Genomic DNA, 18,846 nt, shown 5'->3' on the forward strand with positions numbered 1-18,846 from the left:
CTACATATCTTCTACTATTGTATCATCATTTTTCAAATATTTTATTCATTTTTATCATAAACGACGATCAAGCATGAATTTTCATAATCAAATCCAATTTTTGTATTTTTAGAAAACAAAATCTTATTCCAAAAGCTTTGATTTTTCCCCGTCGTTGCTACTAACTGTGCTGGATTCACAACTGGGCCACTGATATATATTTCAAAGCGAGCTGCCTCAACTTGTGCATCGGCTAATAATTGTGCTGATATATCATTGGGCTTTAATTGTAAAACTTTGACGTCATTTAAACGATCTGCTTTAAGTCGCTGGTACTGTTGTAATTGTTTTTTGGGCAAATATTTTTTAGGATCGTTTTCTAAAGTCTGACTTATTCTTTGAGCTACGGCTGTTGCAACTTCACTTTGGCTCAACTGGGCCACTTTTCTTTGTGCCCGTTCAAAAGTTAAAACTTCCCAGATTCCCTGTATCATCGTATCTTGATCATCAGAGGATAAAACATCCGTACTATAGCGCACTGGTAAAGGTGTCTGCGAGCTTACCTGATATAAGCCACTACGCAGTAATTCTTCTTTATCGAGATATTCCACTGCAACTACTTTTTTAGTCACTCTAGAAAAATAGCTCACTGCATAACTACCATTTTTAAATGCGATCAAGGGTTTTGTTTCTATGTCGGTCTGATTCAACTTTATCTGTGCCGTTTGTTCATTTGATCTAAGCTTAAGATCCATAGCTAGTGGAAATTTTTGTTGTAATTTTCTTTTTTTCAAACCATTTTTTAACTCACTTGCTAGGGGCGATTCTCCTAAAAGGTAGATCGCACAGACCTTAGCGCTATATTTATTGATCCCGACCAACATATATGTTTTATCTTCCCAGCGGTACTGCTGCCATTCGATATTTTCTGCACTGGTGATCACTTGTGTTGGTCGACCAAAATCAGCGCTAAAAGCAAGATTTGACACGCCAATATAGCGTGCCAAACCTTGTGTCTTTATTTTAGTTACTTTAGGAACAACTTGCGAGTGTGGTTCATTTGAATGAGACAACTCTTTTTTATCAGTCTTGTCATCATTTGTAAAGATCGCCAATAAATACAAAACTGGCAAAATGATCACAAAACACACACACGTTTTTTTCCAAAAGCTGCGTTTAAACATTATTTGACCGGCTCTAATTCAAGCAACAGATCTTGACTTGCCAACACATCGCCATCTTTAACATAAATATGCGTCACTTTACCATCAAATGGTGCTTTGATCGTAGTTTCCATCTTCATCGCTTCAGTAACGACCAAAGGTTCACCCTTCTTAACGACTTGGTCTTTTTTGACTAAAACGTTTAGCACTGAACCACTCAATGTTGCACCAATATGATTTGGGTTAGTTGGCTCGGCTTTAGGAATAGCATTGACCTTAGCTTCTTTACTCTTGTCATGGATCACGATCTGCAAGTTTTGACCGTTAGCTGAGAAGAAGAGACTGCGATTACCATCTTCGTCAGCATCAGAGATCGAATCCAATCTAAAGATCGAAGAACGACCAGGTCTAAATTTGACCCGGATCGTTTCGCCTGGACGCATTCCTTGATAGAACGTGGTCGTATCTAAGACGCCCATTGAACCAAAGCGTTTGGTATTTTCTTCATAGCCCATGAAGACATCTGGGTAAAGAATATAGCTCAACACTTCTTCAGCCGTCGGTTTACGCTTGATCTTTTCTAGTAATTCTTGTTCCATCTTGGCAAAATCAACTGGTTTTGCTAAACTTCCTGGACGAACGGTGATCGGCTTTTTGCCCTTTAAGACAACTTTTTGCAATTCTTCTGGGAAACCACCATATGGCTGGCCAAGATCCCCATAGAAGAAATCAACTACTGATTCAGGGAAGTCGAGCTGTTGCCCACGAGTCAAGATGTTATCTTTAGTTAAATTATTTTGGATCATAAAAATCGCAAAGTCACCAACAACTTTTGAACTTGGTGTGACCTTGATGATATCACCTAAAAGTTCGTTGACATTGCGATAAGTTTGCTTGACTAATTCAAAGTCATCGATCCCTAAGGCCTTAGCTTGTTGTTGTAAGTTAGAATATTGTCCACCTGGCATTCCAGTTTGATAAATATCAGTTTGTGGCGAAGTCATCCCATTCATGAATGCTTGGTAGAACGGTTTTACTCCTTGCCAATATTGATTGATTTTTTCAACATTTTCCATTTCAAGTTTTGGTTGGCGTGCATCTTCTTCCAATGCGTAATAAAAACTTCCCATACTTGGTTGACTTGTTGTACCAGAAAGTGAGCTCATAGCTGTATCGACAATGTCAACGCCAGCTTTCGTTGCAGCCACATAAGTTGAGACTCCATTTCCGGTTGTATCATGTGTGTGCAAATGGATCGGCACATCAACTTTTTGCTTCAAAGCTCCGACCAACTCAAAGGCCGCTTTTGGTTTGAGCAAGCCGGCCATATCTTTGATCCCGATAATCTGTGAACCTGCATCAACTAATTGTTTAGCTAAGTTTTCATAGTAAGCCAAAGTATATTTAGTTTCATGTTTATCTAAAATATCTCCGGTATAACACATCGTACCTTCAGCGATCTTGCCTGTATCACGTACATATTGAATGCTCTTTTCCATTTGTTCGATCCAGTTTAGGCTATCAAAGATCCGGAAAACATCGACCCCATTAGCTGCACTTTTATCGATAAATGCTTTTAAGACGTTATCTGGGTAGTTTTGATAACCAACTGCATTTGATCCACGTAAAAGCATTTGCAAGAGCGTATGTGGCATTTTTTCACGCATGAATTTCAAACGTAACCATGGATCTTCATTCAAGAAACGATAAGCTACATCAAAGGTCGCTCCCCCCCAAACTTCAGCGGAAAAGACGTTTGGCAAAGCTTTATCGTAAACTTCGATCACTGGAACCATGTCTTTAGTCCGCATCCGTGTGGCAAACAAACTTTGGTGCGCATCACGCATTGAAGTATCGGTCAAAAGAACTTCTTTTTGATCTTTGACCCACTTCATCGTTGCCTCAGCCCCTAAGTCATCAAAGACTTTTTTAGCATTGATCGTATCACTTGGTGCAAAAGTATCTTTTAACTTGATATCTGGCACAAAGATCTTCTTTTGTTGCTTAACGCCCGGGAACCCATTGACTGTTACATCCCCGATATATTTGAGCAACTGGTTGACAGTATTAGCTTTCCGTTCAAACTCAAAGAGGCTAGGTGTTTGATCGATGAAAGTCGTATTCGCAGCCCCCGCTTTGAAGACATCATTATTGATAACTTTACGCATGAAATCAATATTAGTCTTGACTCCCCGGATCTTGAATTCACGTAAGACCCGATCCATTTTAGCTACAGCTTCATTAAAAGTCCGTGCCTGCACACATGTCTTTACCAACAATGAATCGTAAAATGGGGTCACAACGGCACCAGCATAAGCATTCCCACCATCTAACCGCACGCCAAAACCACCTGGTGAACGATACGTTTCGATCTTACCTGTATCTGGCATGAAGTTATTTTCAGGATCTTCGGTCGTGATCCGACATTGGATCGCACAGCCATGATATTTAAGCTCTTTTTGCTGTGGTAGATGCAGATCTTTAAAGAGATCTTTACCTGCAGCGATCAAGATCTGCGATTGGACGATGTCGATCTCGGTGATCATTTCAGTGACCGTGTGCTCTACTTGGACACGAGGATTGACTTCGATGAAATAAAATTTATCATCTGTAACTAAGAATTCAACTGTCCCAGCATTCTGATAGTTGACACTTTTGGCTAAGCGAACAGCTGCTTCACAGATCTCTTGTCGCCGCTTATCATCTAAAGTGATACTCGGGGCAAATTCGATCACCTTTTGATGACGACGCTGCACAGAACAATCACGTTCAAACAAATGCAAGATATTGCCATATTTGTCTCCCAAGATCTGGACTTCGATATGCTTAGGATTTTGTAGGTATTTTTCGACATAAAGCTCATCATCGCCAAAAGATTGCATGGCTTCACTACGCGCACGATTATAAGCTTCTTCTAATTCAGCTTCAGAGTAGACGATCCGCATCCCACGGCCCCCGCCACCTAAAGCAGCTTTGACCATGATCGGATAACCATGTTGATCAGCAAATTCACGGACTTGAGTGATCGATCTGACTGGATCTTCAGTCCCTGGGATCGTCTCTAAGCCAGCAGCATGCGCCACTTCTTTAGCTTCGATCTTATCACCAAACATTTGTAATTGCTTAACTGTTGGTCCAATAAATGTGATCCCAGCCTCTTCACATTTTTGGGCAAATTCTTCATTTTCAGAAAGAAAACCATAACCAGGGTGGATCCCATCAGCTCCTGTCATTTTAGCGATCCGGATGATATCATCCATATCTAGATAAGCTTCGATCGGCTTTTTGCCAGCACCAACCAAATAGGATTCATCGGCTCTAAAACGATGGACTCCATACTCATCTTCTTTAGCATAGATCGCAACTGTTTGTAAATTAAGTTCATGACACGCTCGAATGATTCGAATAGCGATCTCGCCACGGTTAGCAACTAAAATCTTTTTCATCAATAAACACCACTTTCCTAAATTCTTCTATTTCCTACAGACCTACTTACCAAAAACTTCTACTTCAAGGCCTCTTTTTTGTGTCGCCGAAATGTTCATCACCATCCCCAAAGCGATCGTCAAAACGATCATACTTGAGCCCCCATAAGAGATAAATGGCAATGTAACACCGGTGATCGGTAGCAAGCCGATCGCCCCACCAACATTAAAGAAGGTCTCAACAGCAAAAAAGGTCCCTACGCCATAACAAAAATACATCGCATAGATGCTCTTTGAGCGAATGCCGATCATAAAGATCCTCAAAATGATCCAAGCCAATAAACACAGCACAACGATCACTCCCAACACACCTAATTCTTCAGCGATCACAGAGAGAATAAAATCAGTATACGGTTCGGGAAGGTAACCTCTTTTTTGGATACTTTCACCAAGCCCGCGCCCGATCAAACCACCATTGCTGACAGCATAAAATGAATTTACCAACTGTTTACCACTTGAGTTAGCATATTTAAATGGATCAAATACTGCCAAAAAACGTTGTATGATATAACCGAGCTTTGTGTTACTAAGAATAGTCGTAAACTGCAAAAGATAAGCAAGGAAACCTAAAAGCGCAGTCCCTAAAACAATGATCCACGTGCTCGTTTTGTAGTTTATATCAGCATACGCCAAGTACATCACGATAACGATCGCAAAACTGATCCCAAAGCCACCAAAGTCAGGTGCATATACGATCAGTCCCAACATTGATGCGACCATCAAAAAAAGAAATAGTTCTTTTGTGATAAGCTTTCTTCGTATTCTTTTACAAAAGACGTTCTTACCTTTAGCTGTGTAATTAGCAAAAAGATTGGCTAAAAACATCACTAAGTATAACTTACAAATTTCAGAAGGCTGGATACTGATCACCTTTAAATTGATCCAACCATTTGCCCCATTGATAGCTGAAGTAAAGAACTTAGCATAAGCCAAAAGTCCCATCAAAAAGATCCAGCCGAATAATAACATCCGTGGTCGGCGCCACCAACGTGGATTAGTTTGCGCAAATAGTACTGTCAAAACGATCCCAAGGATCACATAGATCGATTGACGGATAAAATACTGCATCGTCTTTCCGGTCAAATATGATAGATTGATCGAACTAGCCGAATAAACCATCACGATCCCGATCAAGCATAAAATTAGAAAAGGTATAAATAAGCCATAATCAAAATATTTTAGTTTATTTAAAAACTTTGTCTTCATTCCCATTCCACTCCAACGTCTGGTGTCACCCTTTCTTGGATATTACCCAATTTTTCTTCAAGTTCTTTTATCAGCTGATGCCCCTCCGAAGTGGTCAATAAACCACTACGTATCAAAAACTTGACTTCACAAGAAAAGCCGTAGAGCCGTGTGTCTGCAACTTCTTCAAAAGCAGGACAATCCGTCCGACACAAAATATTACTTTGCTTGCCTAATAGGTCACAGATCTCAGCTGCATCTTGTTGCAAAACAGCTAAAGCCTGTTGTTTTGAAATAAAGTTTTCCATCAACTTGATCTCCTCTCATACTTCCGCAATTATATCATAAAACCGCTTGAATATGTCTGTTCAACTGTAACACTTAAAAATATTTACAAAATCACTAAAAACCACAAGTGCAATTGAGATCGCACTTGTGGTTTTTCTTGACTATTATTGTGTTGCTTTAGCTGCCTTTTTAGCTGCTTTTTCACGCGCATTTGTTTCTAAGATCCGTTTGCGTAAACGAATATTTTCTGGCGTGATCTCCAACAATTCATCTTCATTCAAGAATTCAAGCGATTCTTCCAATGTCAAATGTGTTGGTTTCTTGATCGTTGCTGTTTGGTCCTTGTTAGAAGAGCGAACGTTGGTCATGTTCTTACCCTTAGTGATATTAACTGAGATATCACGTTCACGTGAAGATTGACCCACGATCATCCCTTCGTAAACTTCTGTACCTGGATCAACGTAGATCGTACCACGACCTTCGACCCCCATGATCGCATAAGTCGTTGCTTTACCTTGGTTGATCGAAACCAAAGCACCGTTACGACGACCAGGTTCCCAGTTGCGGATAACTGGTTTATATTCAGCAAATGTGTGGTTCAAGATACCATAACCACGTGTCATGGAAAGGAATTGGGAATCATAACCGATCAAACCACGTGTTGGAGTCGAGAATACCAAACGTGTTTGGCCGTTCAAACCAGTTTCCATGTTCAACATTTCACCTTTACGTTGAGCCATTGAGTCGATAACAGAACCAGAGTATTCATCAGGTGTATCGATGATCACACTTTCAAACGGTTCACATAATTGGCCATCGATCTCACGGTAAATAACTTTAGGACGAGATACCGCCAATTCAAAGCCTTCACGACGTAACATTTCGATCAAGATCGATAAGTGTAACTCACCACGACCAGAAACAGTCCAAGCATCTGGTGAATCAGTATCTTCGACCTTCAAAGAAACGTCCGTGTGCAATTGCATCTTCAAACGATCTTCTAATTTACGTGCAGTGACCTTGTCACCGTCACGCCCAACAAATGGAGAATCATTTGTCATAAAGGTCATTTGCAATGTAGGTGGGTCGATCCGCAATAATGGTAATGCTTCAGGATGATCGGCTGGGCAAACTGTTTCCCCAACGAAGATATCATCCATCCCTGAAACAGCGATCAAATCACCGGCTTTAGCTTCTTGGATCTCAAGTCGCTTCAAGCCAAAGAAACCAAAGAGTTTAGTTACACGGAAGTTCTTTTGTGTACCATCAAGTTTCATAACTGTAACTTGATCACCCACTTTGATCTTGCCACGGAAGACGCGACCGATACCGATACGACCTACGAAGTCATCATAGTCAAGCATTGCGACTTGGAATTGCAATGGTTCCTCAGCATTATCTTTAGGAGCTGGGATAGCATCTAAGATCGTGTTAAAGATCGGATCCATTGTGTGTTCTTGCTTAGCAGGGTCAGAATCAAAAGAAGATGTCCCGTTCATCGCAGATGCGTAGATAACTGGAAATTCAAGCTGTTCTTCATCAGCCCCGAGTTCGATAAAGAGGTCTAACACTTCATCGACAACTTCTTCTGGACGAGCACCTGGACGGTCGATCTTATTGATCACGACCACTGGTGTCAAGTGTTGTTCTAAAGCTTTTTTCAACACGAAACGTGTTTGTGGCATCGTTCCTTCAAACGCATCCACGATAAGCAAAACACCGTCGACCATCTTCATGATACGTTCCACTTCCCCACCGAAGTCGGCGTGTCCTGGTGTATCTAAGATGTTGATCTGTTTACCGTTATATTTTACCGCTGTGTTCTTAGAAAGGATCGTGATCCCACGTTCCTTTTCAATATCATTTGAGTCCATCGCACGATCGCCGATGTCGGTGTGTTCATCAAGCGTATCTGATTGTTTTAATAATTCGTTAACTAATGTTGTCTTACCATGGTCAACGTGGGCAATGATCGCAACATTACGAATATCATCACGTGTTTTCAAAGTTGTTTCTTCCTTTCAAAATCTACTGCTTGAGAAATGCCCCTTCAATTCAATAACCCTAACGGCCTATCGACTTTGAATGTTATGAAAAAAATTATCTCATTTTCAAGAACCCACATAAAAAAACTGTGACTTAGTGCCACAGTCTCAAACTAACGCTTGCGCATCAGCTTGATAATATCGTTCTTAGCATTTTTCGTCGCTACTAATACATCATTTGATGATAGCACATCTAATTCATTATCGTCAATGCTTTTTACGCTCAAACCATGCGCTTTGGCCAATATCTTTCCAGCTGCATGATCCCAAGGATGAAGATGGGAGCAATAGCCGACCGTTTTACCGGTCAAAACATGGATAAAACCGATCCCCGCACTACCATAAACTCGGATCCCCATACTCTTTTCAGCAACTTGCGCAACATTGCGGTAATTACGAATCAGCATCCGGCCACTGACATCTAATAATCCTTGGTCAAGAAAAAGATCGGGCACTTTGGGCAACCGAGCAGTATTACAAAAAACGCCACTTTCTGGTCCGCCCCAATAGAGTTTATCGTTGATCACATCGAGAATGTAGCCCAATTTTTCATGACCATTTTCATAAACAGCTAGCATACTTGCAAAATGGTCTTTTTGTTTCACAAAATTCAAAGTTCCATCCAACGGATCAATGATCCAAACTAACCCCTGATAGGTTGCCAGATCTTGGTCACGATCACCTTCTTCGCCTAAAACGCGCGAACCAGGAAAAGTCTGCTTGATCTGCGTGACTAAATATTTTTCAACTTGCTTATCGATATTAGTCACTAGATCGGTGCGTCCACTTTTTTTTGCAACTTGTAGTTTTGCCTCACAACCAGCAAGCAACTGGCATCGGACTTCTTTGAACCAAGCTTGCACACTAGCATTGATCTTCTGCCAATCAGTCACTACCATCAACCCTTTTCATTAAATTTTACCCGTTTTCCAGTCGTTGCCTTAGCCAGCATAACTGCTTGATAAATACTGAGTCCTGAAGCTTGCTCAAAATCTCGATCAAGTTGTTTTTGAGTCATGATCGCTGGCTCCATTTGCAAAAATTTTTTATGCTTAGCTAAAAACTCTTCGCGTTCGATCCCAGTAGTATAAACTTTCTCAACTGCTTCGTAAAATTCACTTGCAGTAATGATATCTGCGGTCGTCCACTCAGGTAATAGTGGGTATTCAAAATTTTCACTGATCTTCATCTTAAACCTCACCTTTATCTATTGTTTACGTAAATTTTCTAATTCAGCTAAAACGTTTTGCTTTACTTCAATATATTGTGTCATTTCCTCTTCTGAGAGCGTCAATTTTGTTAAAACAGCTACCCCTTGCTTTGATAAAACAACTGGCTCACTGATCGCGATCTTTTGCTTAGCAAATTCGATCTCATGGGTCAAGGGGACTAAGATCGGATGATTGAAAAACAATGCACGACAGATCCGCTGTAAGCACAAAACTGTCACGACTTTGTTTGCTTGTAGCGCTTTAGCTTGATAGTCTTTAGTGATCTCATCTAAATTTGCTTGTCCAAATAAACTATTATCTTGCGCAACGATCCCTAACACCGAATTTCCTGCGATCTGTGCGCGACTCCAAGCGATAAAGGCCTCATCTTGCGTTCCGATAACATTAGCGTAGATCGGATCGCTCCCAATATCCAAACGCTCCCCTAATAAGCGGGCAACTGTTTCAGAAAACCCCATCGTGCCTAAACCAAAAACATTATTAGCGGGCAAACCGGAAAAACGCAAGGCCGAATAGACCCACAGATGATCATGGGGCAAGACCACACAGATCTTACCCCTAAAACCATTAGCCATTGCTTGATTGATCACCAGTTGGATCCAGCGACGTTGTGCATTTTCCCCCTCAGCTTCAACATAATCTTTGGGTGGGGTCCCTAGCAAGAGTAGCTGTAGTTCAGCCCAGTTTGGGTGTGCAGTTGCTTCCAAGACAAAATTATCAGCAAAAGCTGAACTTTCAACTAATGAAACAACTTGTGCAGTCGGTGTTTCATTGATCTGGAACCAAAAACATTTTAAATGTTCATCGTGTAAGATACATGTCTGTAAAAATAACTGCAGTTCAGGGTTTTCCCCACAAATCATTATATTATTATTCATTTGAATCCCCCACTTTTCATCTTGCCGAAATGCGATCTCTTTTGGACCGCCACGATACAAAAGTAAAAGTATATCTCTTTTAATGTCAAAACGCAAACGTACTTTCGTAAACATTTAAAATTCTCTTTAATTATAGCACAATAATTTCTAGCCTTATTTAACAATAATGTAACAGCTACCATGGCTTTGTCATAAAAACGTTACGCTAAAAAGCTGAAAACTTTTTTTCTAAGATGTGCTAAAATCAAGGTAGACAATAAATGAAGGGATGATTATTTTTGATCACTATGCATGATATTATCCGCGAAGGGCATCCAACTTTGCGGGCACGAGCAGAGAAATTTACGTTTCCATTGACCGCTGAAGAAAAGCAAACTGCTCAAAAAATGATGGAATTTTTAGAAAACAGCCAAGACCCTGAGATCGCAGAAAAGTATGGTCTCCGCGCCGGTGTTGGATTAGCAGCACCTCAGATCGATGTCTCTAAACGGATGACTGCAGTCCTAGTTCCTGGTGAAGAAGGGCAAGAACCGCTTTTTAAGCACATCTTGATCAACCCAACGATCTTGAGCGAATCAGTTCAAATGGCTGCTCTAGCAGAAGGTGAAGGTTGCCTTTCTGTTGACCGTGAGATCCCCGGCTATGTTCCCCGCCATGCTCGGCTCAAATTACGCTGGTATGATCTAGACGGCAACGAGCACGTTGAACGCTTACGAGACTATGTTGCGATCGTAGTTCAACACGAGATCGACCACTTGAATGGTGTCTTGTTCTTTGATCATATCAATAAAGAAAATCCATTTGCTGCCTCTGAAGACTTGATCTTACTTTAAAAAGACTGCAAATGACAAGGAACCTCAACATGTTTTTACCTCATGTTGGGGTTCCTTGTCATTTATGGCCTTTTTAGTTATTTTGTTCTAACGTATTCATATCATTGACATATTCTACGGTCGCCTTATTGACTAGATAGGAAACGTCGATGTGCAAGATATCATCTTTTACCCAAATATCGGAGACCACAAAAGCCCTATTTTGTTGGTAGCCTTTGATCCCTTGGGCTTTAGCTTGCACTGCCAGTTGCTGTTCAAGCCGGTTTTTTAGACCATTTAGATCAGCCTTAGTTAAATTTTTAACTTCAAGCTGATACTCAAAGGCCATGACTCCCTTGCCCCAAACATCTGAGATCAAGACTGAATCCGCTAAACTTTCATTTAACAGCTTTAAATTTGTTAAACTTTCCTCCATTGCCACATCCGTCAAATTTTGACTGTCGAGCTGGATCAATTTTAAAGCTTTCTTTCGGCGATATCGCTGCAAAATAAGAGCTAAGGTTCCGATAATGACCACTCCAATGATCAGATATAAAAATTCCATAACTTCACCTACTTGTTTACTCTTTGATTATATACTAAATTTAACCAAGCTAGCATCATTTGGGGCCTAAACTTAAAAGTATCTTAGCCTTTATCTTGACCGTAACTTTGTCTAGTCTTTTATCTGACACGTTTGATCAACTTTATATACTTAGTTTGTAAACTATGGTAAAATAGGTTTAATTATTGTGTAAACAATCCCTGTTCGGAAGTTTATTTTTGCTGATTTGAACTTTTACCTAAGTGCAAATAACTATAATTAATTTCATAAAAGGAGAATCATTAATGATCTTTAAAGTATATTATCAACCAACGAAAAAAATCAATCCTCGCCGTGAAAACACGGAATCTTTATATTTAGAAGCTGACTCAGAACCAGAAGCACGCGTTTTAGTAGAATCAAATACCGAATACAATGTTGAATTTATCGAAGAATTGAGCGACGCAGCTTTAGAATACGAAAAGGAAAGTCCAGCTTTTAAACTTACGGAGTTTTAAAAGATGAAAAAACTAAATGTTAAAAATAACGAGACTGCCGTTTTTGCACTCGGTGGTCTGGGGGAAATTGGAAAAAATACTTATGGTATCCAATTTCAAGACGAGATCATCGTCGTCGATGCCGGCATCAAATTCCCTGAAGATGACCTTTTAGGGATCGATTACGTCATCCCTGACTATCAATATCTCGTCGCAAATCAGCAAAAAATCAAAGCTTTAGTCATTACACACGGTCACGAGGACCATATCGGTGGCATTCCTTACCTTTTGAAACAGGTAAATGTTCCGATCTATGCTGGTCCATTAGCCCTTGCCTTGATCAAGAGCAAACTAGAAGAGCATGGCCTATTGAACTCAACTGAATTGCATGAGATCAATGAAGATACGGTCCTACGTTTCAGAAAGACAAGCGTGTCCTTCTTTAGAACTACACACTCGATCCCTGATACCCTAGGTGTTGCGATCAAGACCCCTTCTGGTACCGTTGTCTGCACCGGTGACTATAAATTTGATCTAACTCCGATCACAAACCAAGCGCCTAATCTTCAAAAGATGGCGCGCTTGGGTGAAGAAGGCGTTTTGTGCTTACTATCCGATAGTACTAATGCAGAAGTCCCTAACTTCACTAAATCTGAACGTTGGGTCGGCAAATCGATCAAACGTATCTTCGAACAAGTCGAAGGTCGGATCATCTTTGCGACCTTTGCTTCAAACATCTCACGTATCCAACAAGCTGCTGCTGCTGCGATCGCTAAGGGGCGTAAGATCGCGGTCTTTGGTCGTAGTATGGAAGCAGCTATCGTAAACGGACGGGAATTAGGTTATCTTGATATCCCTGATGATGCGATCGTTGATGCACGCGAGATCAATAGTTTACCTGCTAATAAAGTCATGATCTTATGTACCGGTTCGCAAGGTGAACCCATGGCTGCTTTAAGTCGGATCGCTAATGGGACTCACCGTCAAGTAGCGATCCAACCAGGCGATACAGTCGTCTTTTCAAGTTCGCCGATCCCAGGTAACACTTTGAGTGTCAACAAAGTCATCAACGAACTTGAAGAAGCTGGTGCAACGGTCATCCATGGTAAGGTCAATAATATCCATGCTTCTGGACACGGTGGTCAAGAAGAGCAAAAATTGATGCTTCGTTTGATGAAGCCTAAATTCTTCATGCCAGTCCACGGTGAGTATCGGATGTTGAAAATCCATACTGAATTGGCCGAAAAATGTGATGTCCCTACCGAAAACTCCTTTATCTTGGAAAACGGTGATGTCTTGGCCTTGACTAAAGATTCCGCCCGTTATGCCGGGCATTTCAACGCTGAAGATGTCTATGTCGATGGTTCCGGGATCGGTGATATCGGTAATATCGTCTTGCGCGATCGCCGGGTCCTCTCAGAAGAAGGCCTTGTCGTTGTAGTCGCTACGATCGATATGCAAAAGCGTGAGATCTTAGCTGGTCCTGATCTACTATCACGTGGTTTCATCTATATGCGTGAATCTGGTGAATTGATCAAACAGGGACGTAAACGCGTTTATCGGACGATCAGACAAACTTTGAAAAATGAAAAAGTTACTGAAGCAATGTTGCGTGAAAATATTATTGCTGAGCTCCAAACGTTCCTTTTCGAACAAACTGAGCGTCATCCAATGATCTTACCAATGTTTGTTACAGTTTAAATGCTAAAAAAACAAGCCAAGAGTAGCTTTTGGCTTGTTTTTTTGTGCTTGTCGCTTGCTAAAATATTAGCTATAATTGTTTAGTAGCTACTAATGCCTGAAGAAAGTTAATATGGATCAGGCTTTGCTTAGTTCGAAAATAAAGGAAAGGACATATATGATCTTTCTCGTTGTTTCTAATAACGTCCATATTTTATATCACCACTCGTTTTGAAAACTTTCTTTATTATTGTTAATCCAAATGCTGATCATGGTCAAGCTGCTAATGTTTGGGAGCAAGTTGAACAGATTTTGCTTACCCGTCAAGTTAAATATGAAGCTCATCAAACGACACATGTTGGCCATGCTAAACAGTTGATCCATTTAAATTTTGGCAAGCAAAAAGCAGAAAATATCAAAGATCAAGTCGTTTTAGTCGTAGGTGGAGACGGAACTTTAAATGAGACGTTCAATGCGCTCAAACATGAAGCTCCTTTGGAAGTCCCACTTGCGTTCATCCCTGTCGGCCATAATAATGGTTTTGCTAAAGGGATCGGGATCGCTTCAGATCCTTTGGTTGCGCTAGATCAGATCTTAGCCGCAACTGAACCGACCTATTATAATGTTGGGGAATATCAAGAAACGACACATAACGAACAAGGATACTTTTTAAATGATTTTGGGATCGGGCTTGATGCTTATACGATCAGCCTAAATGCTAACGTGCATAAACATATGCGTTTGCGTAAGCTCTTGCTGAAACTTCACTTGAACTTTTTGGCATATCTCATCAATGTCTTTACTGCTTTTCTAAATCAAGAAGCCTTTGCAGTAACTTTGAGGATCGGTGATAAATATGAGTTCTTCAAACATGCTCGCTTGGTCAATATCGCCAACCATCCTTATTTTGAAAATGGGATCATCTTGTCGCCAAAAGCCGATATCAATGATCATCAGCTTGACTTGATCATTGCTGATAATTTAGGCTTTTTTAAATTTTTAGCACTGAGTATCGCGATCTATTTCAAAAAGCAACTTAAACTCCCCTATCTTCATCACTACAAAGATAAAAATATCCATTTGATCATCAATTCTTTAGAATACGGCCAGATCGACGGTGAAGAAGCCGGAAGTAAATACTATGATATCTTTTTTGGGACGATCAAATACCCTTTCTGGATCAATATCCAAGGTGTCCCTGTTACTAAACGTGTGTAAAAGCATCTACTTTAAATATAACTAATAACGAGGGTCCTACTAGGATGCGGTTTGCATCGCGGTAGGACCCTCGTCTTACATATAACCGTATTAGTGTCAACGCATAAAATCCGCCGGTGTCAAATTATCCATTCCGATCATCGGGTCGATCTCACCCTTTTTGACCAAAGCTGGGGTTAAGATAAATTTTGGCGTGCTTTCTACTTTAGTAGCTTCTTTAACGCTTGAATCCTTAGGTTTACCCAAAACTTCCCACAAACGCGTCGTAAGAGTAGTTTTACGGTTTAAAGCTAAGGTCTGGATACATTTGGCATAAGATTCTGGTTCACCCAATAAAATGAGTTTCTCCTTAGCCCGTGTTAAAGCTGTATAGAGCAAATTTCGCGCAAACATCCGTGAATACTGTTGGACCATGGGCAAGATCACGATCGGAAATTCACTGCCTTGTGACTTATGGATCGACATACAATAAGCTAGTGTCAAGTTGACGAGATCTTTTCGGCCAAACTCGACTTCTTGACCATCAAATGCGATGAGCACCTTGTCGTCTTTGGGGCGATCTTTTTTTAACTCGATCCCGACTATCTTCCCGATATCACCGTTAAAAATATTATTTTCTGGGTCGTTGACTAAATGTAACACACGATCACCGATCCGAAATACGTTATTTCCAAACTTGACTTCTTTTTGTTGTGGTTTTTTAGGATTCAAGAGTGCCTGTAGCGTTTGGTTCAAGCTCGTGATCCCGGCCGCTCCACGATACATAGGCGCTAAGATCTGAACATCATCGACCTTATTTTGCTTAGCTAAAGCCGCAGCAACAACTTGTTCGATCACTGAACTCACTTGATCAGCATGACAAGGAATAAACGAACGATCATTTGTCTTTTGCATTAGATCAGGAGGGACGATCCCATCCTTGACTGCATGTGCCAATTGGATGATCGTTGAGCCATCACCTTGCCGATAGATCTTAGCGAGTTCTTTTTGTGGTAAAGTTTCACTAGCTAACAGATCGGAAAAGACCTGGCCTGGTCCCACTGAAGGTAACTGATTGCGGTCACCGACAAAGATGACTTGCATCTGTTCGGGAATACTTTCTAATAATAACTGTAACAAGACAGTATCGACCATCGAAGTTTCATCAACGATCAATAATTTACCTTCTAGCGCTTTTGTCTCTTCCGGTAATTCATCTTCTCTGCCATTCAATCCCAGTAGTCGATGGATCGTTGAAGCTGGTAGCCCGGTAGCCTCACTCATCTTCTTAGCGGCTCTTCCGGTAGGTGCCGCTAAGAGGATCGGCGTTTGACTCGTATCTGATAGATCAAGCTCATGTAGCGCAGCAAACGTCCGCACGATTCCCATAATGATCGTTGTTTTCCCCGTACCAGGTCCCCCTGTCAGTAAGAAAACTGGTGCTTTAACAGCCGCTTTGATCGCTGCTTTTTGATCAGGTCCATACGTTATCTGAAGATCTTTTTGGATCGCTTGGATAAAGTCATCGATCTGAGCATCATTTACTTCTTGATCACTTACTTTAGTCGCCAAACGCTTGAGTTCTTCGGCAATCGCATATTCAGCTTCATAGTAGCGCCGTAAATATATTCGACCATCATCTGAGATCACTTGGCCTTTTTCACCCATTTTCAATAACTGATCAGCTAATAATTCAGGTTCGATCGGCTCAGGACGACTCTCCAATAAACGTAAAGCTTCTTTTAATAATGTGGCACCATCCGTATAGGTATTACCCAAAAATAGGCTCAATTGTGCCATACTTGCAAAGATCGCAGCTGCTAAGCGAACTTCAGCTGTTGCAGCCACGCCTAGTTTTAATGCCAATTGATCAGCACGCTCAAACCCGAAACCTTCAATGTCATAAACTAGCTGATATGGATTTTCATGGATGACATCTAAAGTCTTTTCACGATATTTTTCAAATAGTTTACCAGCCATTTTCTCGGAAAAACCTAAGGTGCTCAAACCGATCAAAGTGTGTTCCGCTCCATTATCAGCCGTGATCCCAGCTAATAAATTCTCTTTTTGCTTAGCACTCAAACCCAGTTCATCAGCAACTTTGGGATCATTTAAAAGCTTATCTACGGCATTTTCTCCCAGCTGAGAAACGATTTTTTCAGCTGTCTTCTTACCGATCCCTTCAAAATGATCACCAGCTAAATATGCGATCACACCATCTTTTGAGGACAAGATCTCTGGCTTATAACTGAGCACTTGAACTTGGCGCCCATATTTAGGATGTTCCGTGATCTTTCCCTTAAAATAGTAACTCGTTCCCTCGATGAGCTCGGGAAAATTTCCTGTGATCGTCACTTCACTGTCTAGATCAAGATCGGTCTCGGTGATGCCCACAAGTGCTACTTTATACAAACTTGCTGGTGCTTCAAAAAAGATATTTAGAACTTCAGCGACTAAATAACCTTCATTTTTTTTATCCTCATCAAATAGTGTCAGTGTCTCTTGTTGCATCATCTACCGCCTTATTTTTTCTTTGTTGTTGCCTGCATCGTCTGTTCCACATCATTTAGACGTGTCTTTAGCGTTTGATAGAGCTTAGGATCACTTTGCTTGGCACGATCAAAATACGCTGTTGGATCGACACCGTTAACGACTGCGATCACACCCAATTGAAAATTGATCCGCGCGTCATTTGGTTCTAATTGCAAGGCCTGTTGATAATAATCCTTGGCTGGGCCAAAATTTCCCAAGGCTAAAAAGCAATCGCCCATCAAACTTAAGGTTGTAGCTGATCTTAGCTTCTCACTTGCCGTCAAAGCAAAAACTAAAGCTTTTTGATAGTTGGCCTTTGCATAATAAGATTGGGCCAACATCGTATAGGCTTGAGCTTGTAATTTCCCATCTTGGACCAAATTGAACTGTGCGATCGCCTCATCATAAAGTTCACTTGCATAGTAGACATTACCTAGCCCATAATGCAATAATTCTGTTTTTTCTGCCCGATCACTCAAAGCATTGAGTGCTTTTTTAAAAAGTTCTTCCGCTTGGGTAAAGCTCTTTTCTTCAGTTAACGCTGTTCCTAAAGCGTAATAGCTCTCTTGATCGTATGGATCAGCATCGATCTTAGCGATCAATTTTTGGATGACTTGTTGCATCTTTTCATCTTGTTTAGCCCGTTTCATCATTACACCTTCTTACACAATATCAGTCGGATCAAGTTTCTTTTTTAGATAATCCGTCTTATTCCAAGCTAGACACTTAAAGTTTTTGCCATCTTTAGTCTCTAAGATCGTGGTGCTTGTGTTAGCCAAGCCACCTTTAGTGCGAATTTGGGCTAAAGGAACACCGAGTAAATGTCTGATCTCAGCACACAAAGCTGCTCCATGACTGACAATGATCACATTGTCTTTAGGATAACGTTCACAGATCGCCTTGATCTTTGGTGTCATTCTTTCAAATAACTCTTCAAAGCTTTCACCCTCGATCTTACTTGGATCGTATTTGTCAGGGTGATGCCGAAAACCGTCGAGTTCAGCCGGATATTTTTCTGCGACCTCGGTAAATTTCATCCCCTCCATTTTTCCTAAGTTAAATTCTTGGAAAGCTACATCAGCCTCTAAATTGACCGGTCGTTCTAAATTAGCGACTAGCTTTTGTGCGGTCACTTTAGCCCGTCGTATCGGACTACAATAGACCTTAGCAAATTTAAAATTATTTAAATAGGTCGCTAATTCTTCGATCTCGCGATAACTCTCGGGTAATAGTGGTGAATCACCACGTGCCCCTTGATAACGCCCTTCTAAATTCCATTTGGTTTTTCCATGGCGTACAAAAAACAACTTTGTCAAAATCCATCCCTCT

16 protein-coding genes are annotated in these 18,846 nt (G+C 40.9%); 4 read left to right on the forward strand and 12 right to left on the reverse strand.

The annotated features are described in order from the left end of the window. Nucleotides 1–41 precede the first annotated feature (41 nt). From CPS94_RS04715 to CPS94_RS04750, 8 genes are all read right to left on the reverse strand, one after another. Nucleotides 42–1,163, reverse strand: coding sequence for a CAP-associated domain-containing protein (locus CPS94_RS04715; RefSeq protein WP_112194763.1), 1,122 nt, complete (start codon nucleotides 1,161–1,163; stop codon nucleotides 42–44). Then, on the reverse strand, nucleotides 1,163–4,588 hold the full coding sequence (locus CPS94_RS04720; RefSeq protein WP_112194761.1) for a pyruvate carboxylase: 3,426 nt from the start codon (nucleotides 4,586–4,588) through the stop codon (nucleotides 1,163–1,165). Before CPS94_RS04720 ends, CPS94_RS04715 begins: the two co-directional genes overlap by 1 nt. Before the next feature lie 42 nt (nucleotides 4,589–4,630). After that, nucleotides 4,631–5,833, reverse strand: a complete 1,203-nt coding sequence (locus CPS94_RS04725) for an FtsW/RodA/SpoVE family cell cycle protein (protein ID WP_112194759.1) — start codon at nucleotides 5,831–5,833, stop codon at nucleotides 4,631–4,633. Beyond that, complete coding sequence (locus tag CPS94_RS04730; protein ID WP_112194757.1) at nucleotides 5,830–6,120, reverse strand: DUF1507 family protein; 291 nt, start codon at nucleotides 6,118–6,120, stop codon at nucleotides 5,830–5,832. Before CPS94_RS04730 ends, CPS94_RS04725 begins: the two co-directional genes overlap by 4 nt. 144 nt (nucleotides 6,121–6,264) lie before the next feature. Next, nucleotides 6,265–8,106, reverse strand: a complete 1,842-nt coding sequence (typA, locus tag CPS94_RS04735) for a translational GTPase TypA (protein WP_004048932.1) — start codon at nucleotides 8,104–8,106, stop codon at nucleotides 6,265–6,267. Between the two features lie 152 nt (nucleotides 8,107–8,258). Further along, on the reverse strand, nucleotides 8,259–9,044 hold the full coding sequence (locus CPS94_RS04740) for an inositol monophosphatase family protein (RefSeq protein ID WP_112194755.1): 786 nt from the start codon (nucleotides 9,042–9,044) through the stop codon (nucleotides 8,259–8,261). After that, the gene (locus CPS94_RS04745; protein ID WP_112194753.1) at nucleotides 9,044–9,334 is read right to left on the reverse strand and encodes a UPF0223 family protein; all 291 of its coding nucleotides are present in this window, start codon (nucleotides 9,332–9,334) and stop codon (nucleotides 9,044–9,046) included. The genes CPS94_RS04740 and CPS94_RS04745 overlap by 1 nt, the downstream gene beginning before the upstream one ends. Nucleotides 9,335–9,352: 18 nt before the next feature. Then, nucleotides 9,353–10,255: a Rossmann-fold NAD(P)-binding domain-containing protein gene (locus CPS94_RS04750; protein ID WP_238145386.1), complete on the reverse strand. Its 903-nt coding sequence runs from the start codon at nucleotides 10,253–10,255 to the stop codon at nucleotides 9,353–9,355. 278 nt (nucleotides 10,256–10,533) lie between these two features. Between CPS94_RS04750 and def the strand changes: the two genes are divergently transcribed. Continuing rightward, entirely contained in the window at nucleotides 10,534–11,088 is a 555-nt protein-coding gene (gene def / locus CPS94_RS04755; RefSeq protein WP_112194749.1) for a peptide deformylase, read from the forward strand. A 73-nt stretch (nucleotides 11,089–11,161) separates the two neighbouring features. Here def and CPS94_RS04760 read toward each other — a convergent pair whose 3' ends face one another. Beyond that, nucleotides 11,162–11,632 (reverse strand): hypothetical protein, encoded by a 471-nt coding sequence (locus CPS94_RS04760; RefSeq protein WP_112194747.1) that lies wholly within the window; start codon nucleotides 11,630–11,632, stop codon nucleotides 11,162–11,164. Nucleotides 11,633–11,916: 284 nt separating this feature from the next. Between CPS94_RS04760 and CPS94_RS04765 the strand changes: the two genes are divergently transcribed. The 3 genes from CPS94_RS04765 to CPS94_RS04775 all read left to right on the forward strand — a co-directional run bounded on the left by CPS94_RS04765 (nucleotide 11,917) and on the right by CPS94_RS04775 (nucleotide 15,006). Beyond that, nucleotides 11,917–12,129 carry a DNA-directed RNA polymerase subunit epsilon gene (locus CPS94_RS04765; RefSeq protein WP_010688769.1) on the forward strand — a complete coding sequence of 71 codons (213 nt, stop codon included), beginning with the start codon at nucleotides 11,917–11,919 and terminating at the stop codon, nucleotides 12,127–12,129. A 3-nt stretch (nucleotides 12,130–12,132) separates the two neighbouring features. Further along, a complete protein-coding gene (rnjA, locus tag CPS94_RS04770) occupies nucleotides 12,133–13,809 on the forward strand; it encodes a ribonuclease J1 (RefSeq protein WP_004048946.1) in 1,677 nt (558 codons plus the stop codon). A 210-nt stretch (nucleotides 13,810–14,019) separates the two neighbouring features. Beyond that, nucleotides 14,020–15,006 carry a diacylglycerol/lipid kinase family protein gene (locus tag CPS94_RS04775; protein ID WP_191981790.1) on the forward strand — a complete coding sequence of 329 codons (987 nt, stop codon included), beginning with the start codon at nucleotides 14,020–14,022 and terminating at the stop codon, nucleotides 15,004–15,006. Nucleotides 15,007–15,102: 96 nt separating this feature from the next. Here the strand turns inward: CPS94_RS04775 and recD2 are convergent, their stop codons facing one another. The 3 genes from recD2 to CPS94_RS04790 are packed head-to-tail and all read right to left on the reverse strand — an operon-like array spanning nucleotide 15,103 to nucleotide 18,833. After that, nucleotides 15,103–17,496 (reverse strand): SF1B family DNA helicase RecD2, encoded by a 2,394-nt coding sequence (gene recD2 / locus CPS94_RS04780; RefSeq protein ID WP_112194742.1) that lies wholly within the window; start codon nucleotides 17,494–17,496, stop codon nucleotides 15,103–15,105. 11 nt (nucleotides 17,497–17,507) lie between these two features. Beyond that, on the reverse strand, nucleotides 17,508–18,167 hold the full coding sequence (locus tag CPS94_RS04785; RefSeq protein ID WP_112194740.1) for a tetratricopeptide repeat protein: 660 nt from the start codon (nucleotides 18,165–18,167) through the stop codon (nucleotides 17,508–17,510). 12 nt (nucleotides 18,168–18,179) lie between these two features. Next, nucleotides 18,180–18,833, reverse strand: a complete 654-nt coding sequence (locus CPS94_RS04790; protein ID WP_112194738.1) for a histidine phosphatase family protein — start codon at nucleotides 18,831–18,833, stop codon at nucleotides 18,180–18,182. Between the last annotated feature and the right edge of the window lie 13 nt (nucleotides 18,834–18,846).

Origin of the sequence: Ligilactobacillus murinus (assembly GCF_003288115.1) — a bacterium.
GTDB lineage: Bacteria > Bacillota > Bacilli > Lactobacillales > Lactobacillaceae > Ligilactobacillus > Ligilactobacillus murinus.